Origin of the sequence: Pseudomonas sp. NPDC089996, assembly GCF_044748405.1 — a bacterium.
In the GTDB taxonomy this organism is placed as follows: Bacteria; Pseudomonadota; Gammaproteobacteria; order Pseudomonadales; family Pseudomonadaceae; genus Aquipseudomonas.
Map to the genome: position 1 here is coordinate 252,658 of NZ_JBIVGA010000003.1, position 14,205 is coordinate 266,862.

At 62.2% G+C, this 14,205-nt stretch carries 11 protein-coding genes; 10 read left to right on the forward strand and 1 reads right to left on the reverse strand.

All coding sequences use genetic code 11. The features are described from left to right. Positions 1-59 precede the first annotated feature (59 nt). From ACIPW4_RS06670 to ACIPW4_RS06680, 3 genes are all read left to right on the forward strand, one after another. On the forward strand, positions 60-2,645 hold the full coding sequence (locus tag ACIPW4_RS06670; protein ID WP_400655975.1) for a TonB-dependent receptor: 2,586 nt from the start codon (positions 60-62) through the stop codon (positions 2,643-2,645). A 220-nt stretch (positions 2,646-2,865) separates the two neighbouring features. Continuing rightward, positions 2,866-3,459, forward strand: coding sequence for a biliverdin-producing heme oxygenase (locus ACIPW4_RS06675; RefSeq protein WP_103445523.1), 594 nt, complete (start codon positions 2,866-2,868; stop codon positions 3,457-3,459). Between the two features lie 53 nt (positions 3,460-3,512). After that, positions 3,513-3,926: a YbaN family protein gene (locus tag ACIPW4_RS06680; protein WP_400655977.1), complete on the forward strand. Its 414-nt coding sequence runs from the start codon at positions 3,513-3,515 to the stop codon at positions 3,924-3,926. On the opposite strand, the gene arcD (ACIPW4_RS06685) is transcribed toward ACIPW4_RS06680, so the two are convergent. After that, on the reverse strand, positions 3,906-5,333 hold the full coding sequence (gene arcD, locus ACIPW4_RS06685; protein ID WP_400655980.1) for an arginine-ornithine antiporter: 1,428 nt from the start codon (positions 5,331-5,333) through the stop codon (positions 3,906-3,908). The two genes, ACIPW4_RS06680 and arcD (ACIPW4_RS06685), sit on opposite strands and share 21 nt — an antisense overlap. 431 nt (positions 5,334-5,764) lie before the next feature. Here arcD (ACIPW4_RS06685) and arcD (ACIPW4_RS06690) point away from each other — a divergent pair, with 431 nt between their 5' ends. From arcD (ACIPW4_RS06690) to gltS, 7 genes are all read left to right on the forward strand, one after another. Further along, a complete protein-coding gene (gene arcD, locus ACIPW4_RS06690) occupies positions 5,765-7,192 on the forward strand; it encodes an arginine-ornithine antiporter (RefSeq protein WP_400655982.1) in 1,428 nt (475 codons plus the stop codon). A 33-nt stretch (positions 7,193-7,225) separates the two neighbouring features. Continuing rightward, positions 7,226-8,488, forward strand: a complete 1,263-nt coding sequence (gene arcA, locus ACIPW4_RS06695) for an arginine deiminase (protein WP_400655983.1) — start codon at positions 7,226-7,228, stop codon at positions 8,486-8,488. A 69-nt stretch (positions 8,489-8,557) separates the two neighbouring features. Next, the gene (locus ACIPW4_RS06700) at positions 8,558-9,568 is read left to right on the forward strand and encodes an ornithine carbamoyltransferase (protein WP_400655985.1); all 1,011 of its coding nucleotides are present in this window, start codon (positions 8,558-8,560) and stop codon (positions 9,566-9,568) included. A gap of 178 nt (positions 9,569-9,746) precedes the next feature. After that, positions 9,747-10,676, forward strand: a complete 930-nt coding sequence (gene arcC / locus ACIPW4_RS06705) for a carbamate kinase (protein WP_400655988.1) — start codon at positions 9,747-9,749, stop codon at positions 10,674-10,676. A 55-nt stretch (positions 10,677-10,731) separates the two neighbouring features. Continuing rightward, positions 10,732-11,100 carry a DUF5064 family protein gene (locus ACIPW4_RS06710; RefSeq protein WP_400655990.1) on the forward strand — a complete coding sequence of 123 codons (369 nt, stop codon included), beginning with the start codon at positions 10,732-10,734 and terminating at the stop codon, positions 11,098-11,100. Positions 11,101-11,268: 168 nt separating this feature from the next. Continuing rightward, positions 11,269-12,777: a sigma-54-dependent transcriptional regulator gene (locus ACIPW4_RS06715; RefSeq protein WP_400655991.1), complete on the forward strand. Its 1,509-nt coding sequence runs from the start codon at positions 11,269-11,271 to the stop codon at positions 12,775-12,777. Positions 12,778-12,911: 134 nt separating this feature from the next. Next, a complete protein-coding gene (gltS, locus tag ACIPW4_RS06720) occupies positions 12,912-14,117 on the forward strand; it encodes a sodium/glutamate symporter (protein ID WP_400655992.1) in 1,206 nt (401 codons plus the stop codon). Positions 14,118-14,205 lie beyond the last annotated feature (88 nt).

Sequence of the window (14,205 nt, forward strand, 5' to 3'; positions counted from 1 at the left end):
TGTTTGAAAACAAGAACGGTCATCACCTATAACAGTTCGCGCGTCAGGGAGCGCTTTCGATGTCCACTGGTCCAACTCGCTCGTCCACCCTTCCCCGTCGTACCGGTCAGCTGTCCCTGTTGACGCTGGCCCTGCTCGCCAGCGGTGCCTGCAGCCTGCCGGCGCTGGCCGCAGAGCCGGCCCAGGCCAGCAGCCCACGCATGGGCGACTATCGCTTCAGCATTGCCCAGCAACCGCTTGTCGAAGCGATCAATGCCTTCAGCAAGGTCACCGGCTGGCAGGTCGGTTTCAGCGCCGAGCTGGCTGACGGCGTGGCATCGCCGGGTGTGCAGGGTTCGCTGCCACCTGAAGCTGCGCTCAAGCGCCTGCTCCAGGGCACGGGCCTGGGCTTCCGCAAGATCAGCAACGGTAATGTGGTGCTGGAACGCCAGTCGGCGGGCAACGTCATCGCCCTGCAACAGGTGACCGTCAGTGCCACCCGCAGCGCCCAGGACGTAAGCCAGGTGCCGAGCACCGTTACCGTGCAGACCCGCGAGCAGCTGGACCGGCAGAACGTCAACAACATCCAGGAGCTGGTGCGTTACGAACCGGGCGTATCGGTAGGTGGCACCGGCCAGCGCAGTGGCCTGAATGGCTACAACATCCGCGGCATCGACGGCGAGCGCATCCTTACCCAGGTCGATGGCGTGTCGATCCCTGACAGCTTCTTCTATGGCCCCTATGCCCAGACCCAGCGCAACTACGTCGACCCCGAAATCGTCAAGCGCGTGGAAATCCTCCGCGGCCCGGCTTCGGTGCTGTACGGCAGCAACGCCATCGGCGGCGCGGTGAGCTACTTCACCCTCGACCCGGACGACATCATCAAGCCGGGCAAGGACGTGGGCGCGCGCCTGAAGACCGGCTACAGCTCGGCCGATGACAGCTGGCTGACCTCGGCCACCGTGGCTGGCCGCACGGGTGATTTCGACGGCCTGCTGCACCTGAGCCAGCGCAACGGCCACGAGACCGAATCCTACGGCGGCCACGGTGGCACCGGCCTGTCGCGCACCGAGGCCAACCCTGAAGACGTACGCACCACCAACGTGCTGGCCAAGCTTGGCTGGAACTATGCCGACGATGCCCGCCTGGGTTTCACCTACGAGCGCTACAAGGATGACCGCGACCAGAACATCCTCAGCGCCGTCGGCGGCCCGTTCACCAACGGCACCGGCCTGGGCATGTACCGCAGCCGCACCGGCAACGACACCGTGACCCGCGAGCGCTTCGGCATCAACCATGAGTTCGGCCTGGATTCGCTGGTTGCCGACCACGTCAAATGGAGCCTGAACTATCAGATCGCCAAGACCGACCAGAGCACCGAAGAGGTCTATTTCCCGTTCAGCCGCACCGTGCTGCGCACCCGCGACACCACTTACAAGGACCGCCAGTGGGTGTTCGACGCCCAGCTGGACAAGGCCTTCAGCATCGGCGCTACCGACCACCTGCTGACCTACGGCACCACCCTCAAGCACGAGAAGGTCACCGGCTCGCGCAGCGGTACCGGCACTTGCCTGGCGGTGGGTGGCACCTGCCGCGCCATCGGCCAGGTCAGCACCAGCGATGCACAAGCGCTGGTCAGCGATTTCCCGGACCCGACCGTGAACACCTACAGCCTGTTCGTGCAGGATGAAATCCGCTGGAACGACTGGACCTTCATGCCCGGTGCCCGGTACGACTACACGCGCATGGAGCCGAAGTTCACCGACGAGTTCCTGCGTGGCATCCAGGGCTCGGGCGCAGCGCCGGGCAGCCTCGACGACTCGGACAAGAAGTGGCACCGCGTGTCGCCCAAGTTCGGCCTGACCTACGCCTTCAACGACAACTACACCTGGTACGGCCAGTACGCCGAAGGCTTCCGCACACCGACGGCCAAGTCGATGTACGGGCGCTTCGACAACCCGACCCTGGGCTACAGCGTGCAGGGCAACCCCGGGCTCGAGCCAGAGAAGAGCAAGAGCTACGAAACCGGCCTGCGCGGCAACTTCGATGCCGGCAACTTCGATGTGGCGGTGTTCTACAACAAGTATCGCGATTTCATCGACGAAGATGCCGTGCAGTCGGCCAACCTGGAAACCACCTTCCAGGCCAACAACATCAAGCACGCCACCATCAAGGGCGCCGAGGTCAAGGGCCGCCTGAACCTCGACCACTTCGGTGCACCGCAGGGGCTGTACACCCAGGCCTCGATCGCCTACGCCAACGGCCGCAACGATGACAACGGCCAGCCGCTGAACAGCGTCAACCCACTGACCGGCGTGTTCGGCCTGGGTTACGAGCAGCCGAACTATGGCGGCTTGCTGAGCTGGACCCTGGTCAAGCGCAAGACCCGCGTTGACGACACCACGTTCTTCGCCCCCGACGGCCAGAGCTCGCAGTTCCGCACACCCGGTTACGGCGTGCTTGACCTGAGCGGCTTCTACAAGGTGACCGACGACGTCACCGTCAACGCCGGGCTGTACAACCTGACCGACAAGAAGTACTGGCAGTGGGATTCGGTGCGTGGCTACGACGGCCAGGGTGAAGCAGGCGTGACCCAGCCAGCCAACCTCGACCGCCTGACCATGCCGGGGCGCAATTTCGCCGTCAATGTGGTGTGGGATATCTGACTGTAGGAGCGGCCTTGTGTCGCGAAAAAGGGCCGCAAAGCGGCCCCAGCATCTTGCAGCACTATTCAAACATCTGGGGCTGCTGCGCAGCCCTTTCGCGACACAAGGCCGCTCCTACAGAGCCAGCGTCGCGAAACACCACAAAAACCCAGTTTTTTTACTGTCTCCGCCCCGCTGTTTCGTCTTGTCACTAGACGCCCTCATTTACCAAGGACACCCCATGACCGACCGCCCAGCCCTGCGCTCGCAGCGCCTGAACCAGGCCACCCACGCTCCGCACAGCGAGCTCGACGCCCTGGTCAAATCCCACGCGCCGTTCGACAGCCGCGAAAGCTTCGCCCGCTTCGTCGTCGCCCAATACCTGTTCCAGGCCGAACTGCAAGCGCTGTACAACGACCCGCAACTGATCGCCATCGTCCCTGACCTTGCCGAGCGTTGCCGCGCCGAACAGGCCCGCCTGGACCTCGCCGACCTGAACACCGAAGTCCCGGCCGCCGTACCCGGTGCCCTGCACAATCCGACCCTGGGTGAAGCCATGGGCTGGATCTTCGTCTCGGAAGGCTCCAAACTTGGCGCTGCGTTTCTGATCAAGCGTGCCGTGGCCCTGGAATTGTCCGACAGTTTCGGTGCCCGCCACCTCGGCGAGCCGGCCGGTGGCCGTGCCGAAGGCTGGAAGCAGTTCACCCGTATCCTCGATGGCCTTGAGTTGTCGCCCGAGGAAGACGCCGCCGCCGAGCGCGCTGCGGTTGCCGCCTTCGAGCGCTTCACCGAACTGCTCAAGCATGCCTACGCCGCAGATGCCGCGCTGGCCTGAGACGCATCAACCGGCCGCCTCTCCGGTGGCCGGACGTTTTTTGCAGTGAGACCATGACCCGACCCGCCCGCTCGAAACTGTCCCGCCTGCTGTATGGCATCCTGGCTTACGTCAGCCTGGGGATAGGCCTGGTCGCTATCGTCATCCCCGGCCTGCCGACCACCGAGTTCATCCTGCTGGCCGCCTGGGCCGCCACGCGCAGCTCGCCACGCCTCTCTGCCTGGCTGGAGAACCATCGCCTGTTCGGGCCGATTCTGTACAACTGGCGCAACGGCAAGGTGATCCAGCGCCGCGCCAAGGTCAGCGCCACCCTCAGCATGCTGCTGTGCGCAGGCTTGATGCTGGTCTTCCTCGAACACCACTGGCCGGTGTTTCTGGCGATTGCCGGCATGACCCTGGGCAACCTGTGGATCTGGTCACGCCCGGAACAGCCCTGCCCCCCTGCCTCACAAGCTCAACAGCCCTGAATACAGCAGGTAGGCAGCCAGCGCCGCGCCTGCCAGCACGGCTGCGAAAATCAGCTTCTCCCAGGTGGTGAACAGCGTCTGCCCTTGTTCGTGCTTGGCCCGGGCGAACAGGATGACCCCAGGGGCATATAACAATGCCGACAGCAGCAGGTACTTCAGGCCACCTGCGTACAGCAGCCATACCGCATACACCAGTGCCAGTGCCGCCACCAGCAGGTCCTTGCGCCGCAGCCCTGCCTGCCCCTCATAGCTTTCCCCGCGCCAGGCCAGCAACACCGCATAGGCCGCCGACCACAGGTACGGCACCAGAATCATCGACGAGGCCAGGTAGATCAGGCTGGTGTAGGTACCGGCCGAGACCAGTGTGATCAACAGGAAGCCCTGGATCATGCAGTTGGTCAGCCACAGGGCATTGGCCGGTACGTGATTGGCATTTTCCTTGGCCAGGAAGCGCGGCATGGTCTTGTCACGCGCCGTGGCGTAGAGAATTTCTGCGCACAGCAGCGCCCACGACAGCAAGGCACCGAGCAGCGATACCGCCAGGCCAATGCTGATCAGCAAGGCACCCCAAGGGCCGACGATGTGCTCCAGCACCGAGGCCAGCGACGGGTTCTGCAGCCCGGCCAGCTGTGGCTGGGTCATCACCCCCAGCGACAGCACGTTGACCAGCACCAGCAGCGCCAGCACGCCGATAAAGCCGATCACCGTGGCCTTGCCCACATCGGAACGGCGCTGCGCCCGCCCGGAATACACGCTCGCCCCTTCGATGCCGATGAACACGAACACCGTGACCAGCATCATGTTGCGCACCTGGTCCAGCACATTGCCGAACTGCGGGTTGTTCAGGCCCCAGATATCACGGGTGAAGATATCGGCACGGAAGGCAAAGGCGGCGATGACCACGAAGATCAGCAATGGCACCACCTTGGCCACGGTGGTCACCTGGTTGATGAACGCCGCTTCCCTGATGCCACGCAGTACCAGAAAGTGCACCGCCCATAGCAGCAACGAGGCGCAGCCGATGGCAATCGGCGTATTGCCTTCGCCAAACACCGGGAAGTAGAAGCCCAGGGTGCTGAACAGCAACACAAAGTAACCGACGTTGCCCAGCCAGGCGCTGATCCAGTAACCCCAGGCAGACGAGAAACCCATGTAGTCGCCAAAGCCGGCCTTGGCATAGGCATACACCCCTGAATCCAGCTCCGGCTTGCGGTTGGCCAGGGTCTGAAACACGAAGGCCAGCGCCAGCATGCCCACTGCGGTAATGCTCCAGCCAATCAGCACGGCACCGACATCGGCACGTGCGGCCATGTTCTGAGGCAACGAGAAGATCCCGCCACCAATCATCGAACCCACCACCAGTGCGATCAACGCACCCAGGCGCAGCTTCTGTCCAGATTCGCTCATGGAGCTTCCTTTGACGTGATGTCATACGTTTGCAACAGCCATGGGCACCTCATAGATGCACTGACTTATATAAAGAAGCCTATTAAAACTAAAGGATTAATAACCACATTGTCTATCGCATTACCTGTGTAAAAACTAGCAGCTGAGCAGCAACTAGAAAAGAAATTGATAAAACTCAATATTCTTGTGAAAAATTTGCGAAAGCTGCAAAAGCGGCTAGCTTCAGAGTTCGCAGGCTAAACAGAGCGTTTGCTCTAGCAGTACATGGAGGTGCCAGCGCACAACGCCTGCAGCAGAGCTGTCGGCACTCTCCAGGAGTTACGTGTGGGAAATTTCCTACCCTCGCGTTGCCATGAACTGACCCAAGTCAGCTCATCGCCCAGGCATCAGATTTATTCTGATGTCAACTTTCTCCTGGCAGGAGTTGTTAAATGTCTGATGCTTCCGGAAAACTAAAACTTGGCGCGTTAGTTGCGCTTGTGGTCGGCTCGATGATCGGTGGCGGGATCTTTTCGCTGCCGCAAAACATGGCCGCCAGCGCCGGTGTCGGTGCAGTACTGATCGGCTGGGCGATCACCGCGGTCGGCATGCTGACCCTGGCGTTCGTGTTCCAGACCCTGGCCAACCGCAAGCCTGACCTGGATGGCGGTGTGTACGCCTATGCCAAGGCCGGCTTCGGCGACTACATGGGCTTCTCTTCGGCGTGGGGCTACTGGATCAGTGCCTGGCTGGGCAACGTCGGCTACTTCGTGCTGCTGTTCAGCACGCTCGGCTACTTCTTCCCGATCTTCGGCGAAGGCAACACCCCTGCGGCCATCATCGGCGCCTCGATTCTGCTCTGGGCCGTGCACTTCCTGGTGCTGCGCGGCATCAAGGAAGCCGCGTTCATCAACCTGGTCACTACCGTGGCCAAGGTCGTGCCGCTGGTGCTGTTCGCGCTGATCTGCCTGTTCGCCTTCAGGCTCGACATCTTCACCGCCGACATCTGGGCCGTGGGCACACCTGAACTGGGCAGCGTGATGAACCAGGTGCGCAACATGATGCTGGTCACCGTCTGGGTGTTCATCGGTATCGAAGGCGCGAGCATCTTCTCGTCACGGGCGGAAAAGCGCTCCGACGTGGGCAAGGCCACGGTCATCGGCTTCATCACCGTGCTGCTGTTCCTGGTGCTGGTCAACGTGCTGTCGCTGGGCATCATGACCCAACCGGAACTGGCCGGGCTGCAGAACCCGTCAATGGCTGCCGTGCTCGAGCACGTGGTCGGCCACTGGGGCGCGGTGCTGATCAGCGTCGGCCTGATCATCTCGCTGCTCGGAGCCCTGCTGTCGTGGGTGCTGCTGTGCGCCGAGATCATGTTCGCCGCCGCCAAGGACCACACCATGCCGGAGTTCCTGCGCCGCGAGAACGCCAACCAGGTACCGGCCAACGCCCTGTGGCTGACCAACGCCATGGTGCAGATCTTCCTGGTCATCACCCTGTTCTCCAGCAGTACCTACCTGTCGCTGATCTACCTCGCCACCTCGATGATCCTGGTGCCCTACCTGTGGTCGGCGGCCTATGCCTTCCTGCTGGCACTGCGCAGCGAAACCTACGAACAGGCCTTGGCCGAACGCAAGAAAGACCTGTTCATCGGCGCTGTCGCCCTGCTGTACGCCATCTGGCTGCTGTATGCCGGCGGCGTGAAATACCTGCTGCTCTCGGCCCTGCTCTATGCCCCAGGCGCGATCCTGTTCGCCAAGGCCAAACGCGAGGTCGGCCAACCCATCTTCACCAACGTGGAAAAACTGATCTTCGCAGTCGTGGTCATTGGCGCCCTCGTGGCCGCCTGGGGCCTTTACGACGGCTTCCTGACCCTTTGACCCACGTCTTCGTTCAATTGGAGGAATGAAACCATGTCCGCTGAAAAACAGAAGTACGGTGTCCACTCCGAAGCTGGCAAGCTGCGCAAAGTGATGGTTTGCGCGCCAGGCCTGGCGCACAAGCGGCTGACGCCAAGCAACTGTGACGAACTGCTGTTCGACGACGTGATTTGGGTCGACCAGGCCAAGCGCGACCATTTCGACTTCGTCACCAAGATGCGTGAGCGCGGCGTCGATGTGCTGGAAATGCACAACCTGCTGACCGACATCGTCCAGCAACCCGAAGCGCTGAAGTGGATCCTGGACCGCAAGATCACCGATGACACCGTCGGTGTGGGCCTGAACAACGAAGTGCGCAGCTGGCTCGAAGGCCTCGAACCCAGGCACCTGGCCGAGTTCCTGATCGGCGGTGTGGCGGGCCAGGATCTGCCAGAGAGCAAAGAAACCGACGAAGTGCTCAAGATGTACAACGAGTACCTCGGCAGCTCGAGCTTCATCCTGCCACCTCTGCCCAACACCCAGTTCACCCGCGACACTACCTGCTGGATCTACGGTGGGGTAACGCTGAACCCAATGTACTGGCCGGCGCGCCGCCAGGAAACCCTGCTGACCACCGCCATCTACAAGTTCCACAAAGAGTTCACCAACGCCGACTTCGAAGTCTGGTACGGCGACCCGGACAAGGAGCACGGCCAGTCCACCCTCGAAGGCGGTGACGTGATGCCGATCGGCAACGGCATCGTGCTGATCGGCATGGGCGAGCGTACCTCGCGTCAAGCCATCGGCCAGCTGGCACGCAACCTGTTCGCCAAAGGTGCGGTCAAGGAAGTCATCGTCGCCGGCCTGCCGAAGTCCCGCGCCGCCATGCACCTGGACACCGTGTTCAGCTTCTGCGACCGCGACCTGATCACGGTCTTCCCGGAAGTGGTGAGAGAGATCGTGCCGTTCATCATTCGGCCGGACGAAAGCAAGCCCTACGGCATGGACGTGCGCCGCATCAACAAGTCGTTCATCGAAGTGGTCGGCGAGGAGCTTGGGCTCAAGGATGGCCTGCGCGTCGTAGAGACCGGCGGCAACAGCTTTGCCGCCGAACGCGAACAGTGGGATGACGGCAACAACGTGGTGGCCATCGAGCCCGGCGTGGTCATCGGCTACGACCGCAACACCTACACCAACACCCTGCTGCGCAAGGCCGGCATCGAGGTCATCACCATCAGCGCCGGCGAGCTGGGCCGGGGCCGTGGCGGCGGCCACTGCATGACCTGCCCGATCGTGCGCGACCCAATCGACTACTAACGTCCATCGAACCCGGCCGCGCCCACGAGGCGGCGGCCGGACACCTCACCGAATCCAAGGAGAACCGTCATGGCGTTCAACATCCACAACCGCAACCTGCTCAGCCTGGAACACCACACCACCCGCGAGCTGAAGTACCTGCTGGACCTGTCCCGTGACCTCAAGCGCGCCAAGTACACCGGCACCGAGCAGCAGCACCTGAAGGGCAACAACATCGCCCTGATCTTCGAGAAGACCTCGACCCGCACCCGCTGCGCCTTCGAAGTCGCCGCCTACGACCAGGGTGCCAACGTCACCTACATCGACCCCAACTCCTCGCAGATCGGCCACAAGGAAAGCATGAAGGACACCGCCCGCGTGCTCGGGCGCATGTACGACGCCATCGAGTACCGCGGCTTCAAGCAGGAAATCGTCGAGGAGCTGGCCAAGTTTGCCGGCGTGCCGGTATTCAACGGCCTGACCGACGAATACCACCCGACCCAGATGATTGCCGACGTGCTGACCATGCGCGAGCACAGCGACAAGCCGCTGCATGACATCAGCTATGCCTACCTGGGCGATGCCCGCAACAACATGGGCAACTCGTTGCTGCTGATCGGCGCCAAGCTCGGCATGGACGTGCGCATCGCCGCGCCCAAGGCGCTGTGGCCACATGACGACCTGGTCGAGCGTTGCCACAAGTACGCCGAAGAGAGCGGCGCGCGCATCACCCTGACCGAAGACCCCAAGGCTGCAGTCAAGGGCGTCGACTTCATCCATACCGACGTCTGGGTCTCGATGGGTGAGCCGATCGAAGCCTGGGGCGAGCGCATCAAGCAGCTCAAGCCCTACCAGGTGAACAAGGAGATGATGAAGGCCAGCGGCAACCCACGGACCAAGTTCATGCATTGCCTGCCGGCGTTCCACAACTCCGAGACCAAGGTCGGCAAGCAGATTGCCGAGCAGTATCCGGACATGGCCAACGGCATCGAAGTGACCGATGACGTGTTCGAGTCGCCAGCGTGCATCGCCTTCGAGCAGGCGGAAAACCGCATGCACACCATCAAGGCGATCCTGGTGTCGACCCTGGCTGACCTGTAAAGGCTGACTCGACAGACCGGGCAACCCGAAGTCCCTGTGGGAGCGGGTTTACCCGCGAAAGCGTCAGTCCAGGCATCACCGCTGGTTCTGCTGACGCATTCGCGGGTGAACCCGCTCCCACAGGGGCCGGTACTCGCCCCCGAGTAGCGCTCATTTCTTTCGATAAAGGACATTCCCCATGCGTATCGTTGTTGCATTGGGCGGCAACGCCCTGCTGCGCCGTGGCGAGCCCATGACCGCTGACAACCAGCGCGCCAATATCCGCACGGCTACCGAACAGATCGCCAAGATTCACCCCGGCAACGAACTGGTCATCGCCCACGGCAACGGCCCCCAGGTCGGCCTGCTGTCGCTCCAGGGCATGGCCTACAAGCCCGACGAGGCCTACCCGCTGGACGTGCTCGGCGCCGAAACCGAAGGCATGATCGGCTACATGATCGAACAGGAGCTGGGCAACCTGCTGGACTTCGAGGTGCCGTTCGCAACGCTGCTCACGCAGGTTGAGGTGGACGCCAACGACCCGGCCTTCAAGGACCCGAGCAAGTTCATCGGGCCGGTCTACAGCAAGGATGAGGCCGAGCGCCTGGCCAAGGAGAAAGGCTGGGTGGTCAAGGCCGACGGCGACAAGTACCGCCGCGTGGTCGCCAGCCCGAAGCCCAAGCGCATCTTCGAGATCCGCCCGATCAAATGGCTGCTGGAAAAGAAAAGCATCGTGATTTGCGCAGGCGGTGGCGGCATCCCCACCATGTACGATGAGAACCGCAAGCTCAAAGGTATCGAGGCGGTGATCGACAAGGACCTGTGCTCGGCGCTGCTGGCCGAACAGCTGGAAGCCGACCTTCTGGTAATCGCCACCGACGTCGATGGCGCCTACATTGACTGGGGCAAGCCGACGCAGAAGGCCATTGCCCAGGCCCACCCCGACGAGCTCGAGCGCCTCGGCTTCGCGGCTGGCTCCATGGGGCCGAAGGTACAGGCCGCCTGCGACTTCGCCCGCCACACCGGCAAAGTGGCGGTGATCAGTTCGCTGGAGAATATCGAGGGCATCGTCAAAGGTGTCGCTGGCACCCGCGTGAGCACCGAAAAGTCGGGTATCAGCTACCGTTGAATGCAGCGGGCGGGCTTACGGGGCCCGCCATTTTCACCTTCCGGAGGAGTTTGCCATGGCCCAGTTTGAACCCGGCCACCTGCATATTGAGCGACACGCGCTAAATACGAACGATGTCAGTTACGACCTGCATATCGACTACGAGGTTGTACAAGATCCCAAGGAAGGGAAAGCCATGCAATTTCGCATGCGCGGCAGTATTCAGGGCAAGGAGCTGGCCAAGGACGAAGGATTTACCCTTTCCAAGGACCAGGCTTTCGATTTCGCGCGCTATGTAACCCAGGTGGCGGAAAAATACGGCATACCAAAATCAGCAAGCAGTCTTGGCTCGTCTCACAAGTACTACGACCTGATGTTCGAGGATGTGCGCGAAAAGCTGGATGTGAAATCGGGCGACCCGATCAAGCCTGAACATCTGGAGTGATTTCAAGATCCGGGGGCTGCTGCGCAGCCCTTTCGCGACACAAGGCCGCTCCTACAGGGGATCGCGTACATCTGTAGGAGCGGCCTTGTGTCGCGATAGGGCCGCAAAGCGGCCCCGGCGATGTTGAGGCATACTACTACCCTCCCCGGCCACAACCCCGCCTCCCCCATGCGCATCCACGTCAGCTTCATCGACCGCGTCGGCATCACCCAGGAAGTCCTCGCCCTGCTCGGTGCCCGCAACCTCAACCTGGATGCCGTGGAGATGGTCCCACCAAACGTCTACATCGACGCCCCGACCCTCAGTCCCGCGGTGCTCGAAGAGCTCCACGACGCCCTGTTCGAAGTCCATGGCGTGCAGTCGGTGGATGTGGTCGACATCCTCCCCGGCCAGCGCCGCCACCTGCAGCTCGACGCCCTGCTCGCCGCCATGAGCGACCCGGTGCTGGCGGTCGACAGCGCAGGCAAAGTGCTGCTGGCCAATCCGGCGCTGATCGCCCTGTGCGGCCGCGAGTCCGCCGGGCGCTCGGTGGGTGAGCTGTTCAACGACCCCGGCCTGCTGCAGGCCTTGCTGGACAACAACTTCCACTTGCCGATGCGCGAGATGCAGCTCAACGGCCAGAGCCTGCTGCTGGACGCCTCGCCGATCACCAACGCGGGCGGGCTGCTGACCTTGTACCCGCCCAACCGCATGGGCGAGCGCCTGTCGGCCCTGCACCACGACCACGCCGAAGGCTTCGATGCGCTGCTGGGCGAATCACCGGCGATCCGCACGCTCAAGGCCCGCGCCCTGCGCGTGGCAGCCCTCGACGCACCGCTGCTGGTGCACGGCGAAACCGGCACCGGCAAAGAGTTGGTGGCCCGCGCCTGCCATGCCATCAGCAGCCGCCACGCTGCACCGTTCCTCGCACTCAACTGTGCCGCATTGCCTGAAAGCCTGGCCGAGAGCGAACTGTTCGGCTACGCCCCCGGCGCCTTCACCGGCGCCCAGCGCGGCGGCAAGCCGGGGTTGATGGAGCTGGCCAACCAGGGCACGGTGTTTCTCGACGAAATCGGTGAAATGTCACCCTACTTGCAGGCCAAGCTGTTGCGTTTTCTCAGCGATGGCAGCTTCCGCCGGGTAGGGGGCGATCGCGAGGTGAAGGTGGATGTGCGCATCATCAGCGCCACCCACCGCGACCTGGAGCGCATGGTCGCCGAAGGCACCTTCCGTGAGGATCTGTTCTACCGCCTCAACGTGCTCAACCTGCAGGTGCCGCCGCTGCGCGATCGCGGCCAGGACATCCTGATGCTGGCGCATTACTTCATGCAGCAGGCCTGCACGCAGATCCAGCGACCGCCTTGCCGGCTGACGCCTGCCACCCATTCGGCACTGCTGGCCAACCCTTGGCCAGGCAACGTGCGGCAACTGCAGAACGTGATCTTCCGTGCGGCGGCGATCTGCGAGAGCAACCTGGTGGATATCGGCGACCTGGACATTGCCGGGACAGCGGTGGCGCGCGGCCAGGATGGCGATGTGGCGAGTCTGGAACAGGCGGTGGGGGACTTCGAGCGCGAGCTGTTGCAGCGCCTGTATGCCAGCTACCCCTCCACCCGACAGTTAGCCGGGCGGTTGCAGACATCGCACACGGCTATTGCTCAACGTTTGCGCAAGTACGGTATTTCGAACAAGTCCTGACATTGCTGTAGGGAAAATCGAAACAGTTTCAGATTTTTCCTAACCGTAGAACGCTGACACTGCCAATACACTCGCTGCCACCACGGCGCGCCAGGGACTGTTCGCCTTCTAAAAAAGAGCAAAGAGTACCCTGCATGCTTGAACTCGATTTCTACGGCACCTTGGTGGCCGCCTCCCTGGTGCTTCTGCTGGGGCGTGGCCTTGTCACACGGGTTGGCTTTCTTCGTGCCTACAATATTCCCGAACCTGTCGCCGGTGGTCTGGTCGTTGCGCTGGTGCTTCTGGGCCTGCGCGCCCTGGACGTACAGGTGCAATTCGATACCTCGCTGCAAACGCCATTGATGCTGGCGTTTTTCGCCACCATTGGCCTGAGTGCAGACCTCGCAAGCCTCAAAAAAGGTGGCCGGGTGGTGGGGATTTTCCTGCTGGCGGTAACCGGCCTGCTGATCGTGCAGAATGCCATGGGCATTGGCCTGGCCACTGCATTGGGCCTCGATCCTCTGATGGGCTTGTTGTCCGGTTCCATCTCTTTGTCAGGTGGCCATGGCACAGGTGCCGCCTGGGGCGCCACATTCAGTGAGCAATACGGCCTGGCCTCGGCGAGCGAACTGGCACTGGCCGCTGCAACATTCGGCCTGGTGCTGGGGGGGCTGATCGGCGGGCCAGTTGCCCGCCTGTTGATCAAGCGCGTGAAGACGCCCACGCTTGCGCATGACCTGCAAGGTACGCCCAAGGGCTTCGAGGAGCCGAACACGGAGCGCCTCATCACCCCTTTCACAATGATCGAAACCCTTGCGTTGATCGCCGTCAGTCTCATGGCAGGCAACGTCCTGAATGGGCTGCTCCAGGGCACTTCCTTCGAGTTGCCGACCTTCGTCTGTGTATTGTTCGTCGGGGTGCTGTTGCGCAACGGGCTTGCTGCATTCGGCAGCTATCAAGTGTTCGAACGCGAAGTGTCGGTACTGGGCAATGTCAGCTTGTCGCTGTTTCTGGCCATTGCGCTGATGTCACTCAAGCTGTGGGACCTGGCAGCCCTGGCCTTGCCGTTCTTCATTCTGCTGGCAGCCCAGACACTGATCATGGCGTTGTTTGCGATCTTCGTGACGTTCCGCATCATGGGCAGCAATTACGATGCAGCCGTTCTGGCGGCAGGGCATTGCGGGTTTGGCCTGGGTGCAACGCCAACGGCGATCGCCAACATGCAGGCTGTGACCCAACGCTTCGGGGCTTCGCAAATTGCTTTTCTGGTGGTGCCGATGGTGGGGGCGTTCTTTATCGATATCATCAATGTGATCGTTATCAAGCTGTATCTTGCCCTACCGATTTTTGCCGCTGCTTAAAAGTGGCGCACCAAGGCGGTCCCTGTTGGCTTGACAGGAGTGACTGGCCCGAAACAGATGTAGGAGCGACCTTGGTCGCGATGCGCCG

Bases quoted from the DNA above. Each gene is read 5' to 3' on its own strand.
- ACIPW4_RS06670 (WP_400655975.1), top strand. From the start codon at position 60: ATGTCCACTGGTCCAACTCGCTCGTCCACCCTTCCCCGTCGTACCGGT.
- ACIPW4_RS06675 (WP_103445523.1), top strand. From the start codon at position 2,866: ATGACCGACCGCCCAGCCCTGCGCTCGCAGCGCCTGAACCAGGCCACC.
- ACIPW4_RS06680 (WP_400655977.1), top strand. From the start codon at position 3,513: ATGACCCGACCCGCCCGCTCGAAACTGTCCCGCCTGCTGTATGGCATC.
- arcD (WP_400655980.1), bottom strand. From the start codon at position 5,333: ATGAGCGAATCTGGACAGAAGCTGCGCCTGGGTGCGTTGATCGCACTG.
- arcD (WP_400655982.1), top strand. From the start codon at position 5,765: ATGTCTGATGCTTCCGGAAAACTAAAACTTGGCGCGTTAGTTGCGCTT.
- arcA (WP_400655983.1), top strand. From the start codon at position 7,226: ATGTCCGCTGAAAAACAGAAGTACGGTGTCCACTCCGAAGCTGGCAAG.
- ACIPW4_RS06700 (WP_400655985.1), top strand. From the start codon at position 8,558: ATGGCGTTCAACATCCACAACCGCAACCTGCTCAGCCTGGAACACCAC.
- arcC (WP_400655988.1), top strand. From the start codon at position 9,747: ATGCGTATCGTTGTTGCATTGGGCGGCAACGCCCTGCTGCGCCGTGGC.
- ACIPW4_RS06710 (WP_400655990.1), top strand. From the start codon at position 10,732: ATGGCCCAGTTTGAACCCGGCCACCTGCATATTGAGCGACACGCGCTA.
- ACIPW4_RS06715 (WP_400655991.1), top strand. From the start codon at position 11,269: ATGCGCATCCACGTCAGCTTCATCGACCGCGTCGGCATCACCCAGGAA.
- gltS (WP_400655992.1), top strand. From the start codon at position 12,912: ATGCTTGAACTCGATTTCTACGGCACCTTGGTGGCCGCCTCCCTGGTG.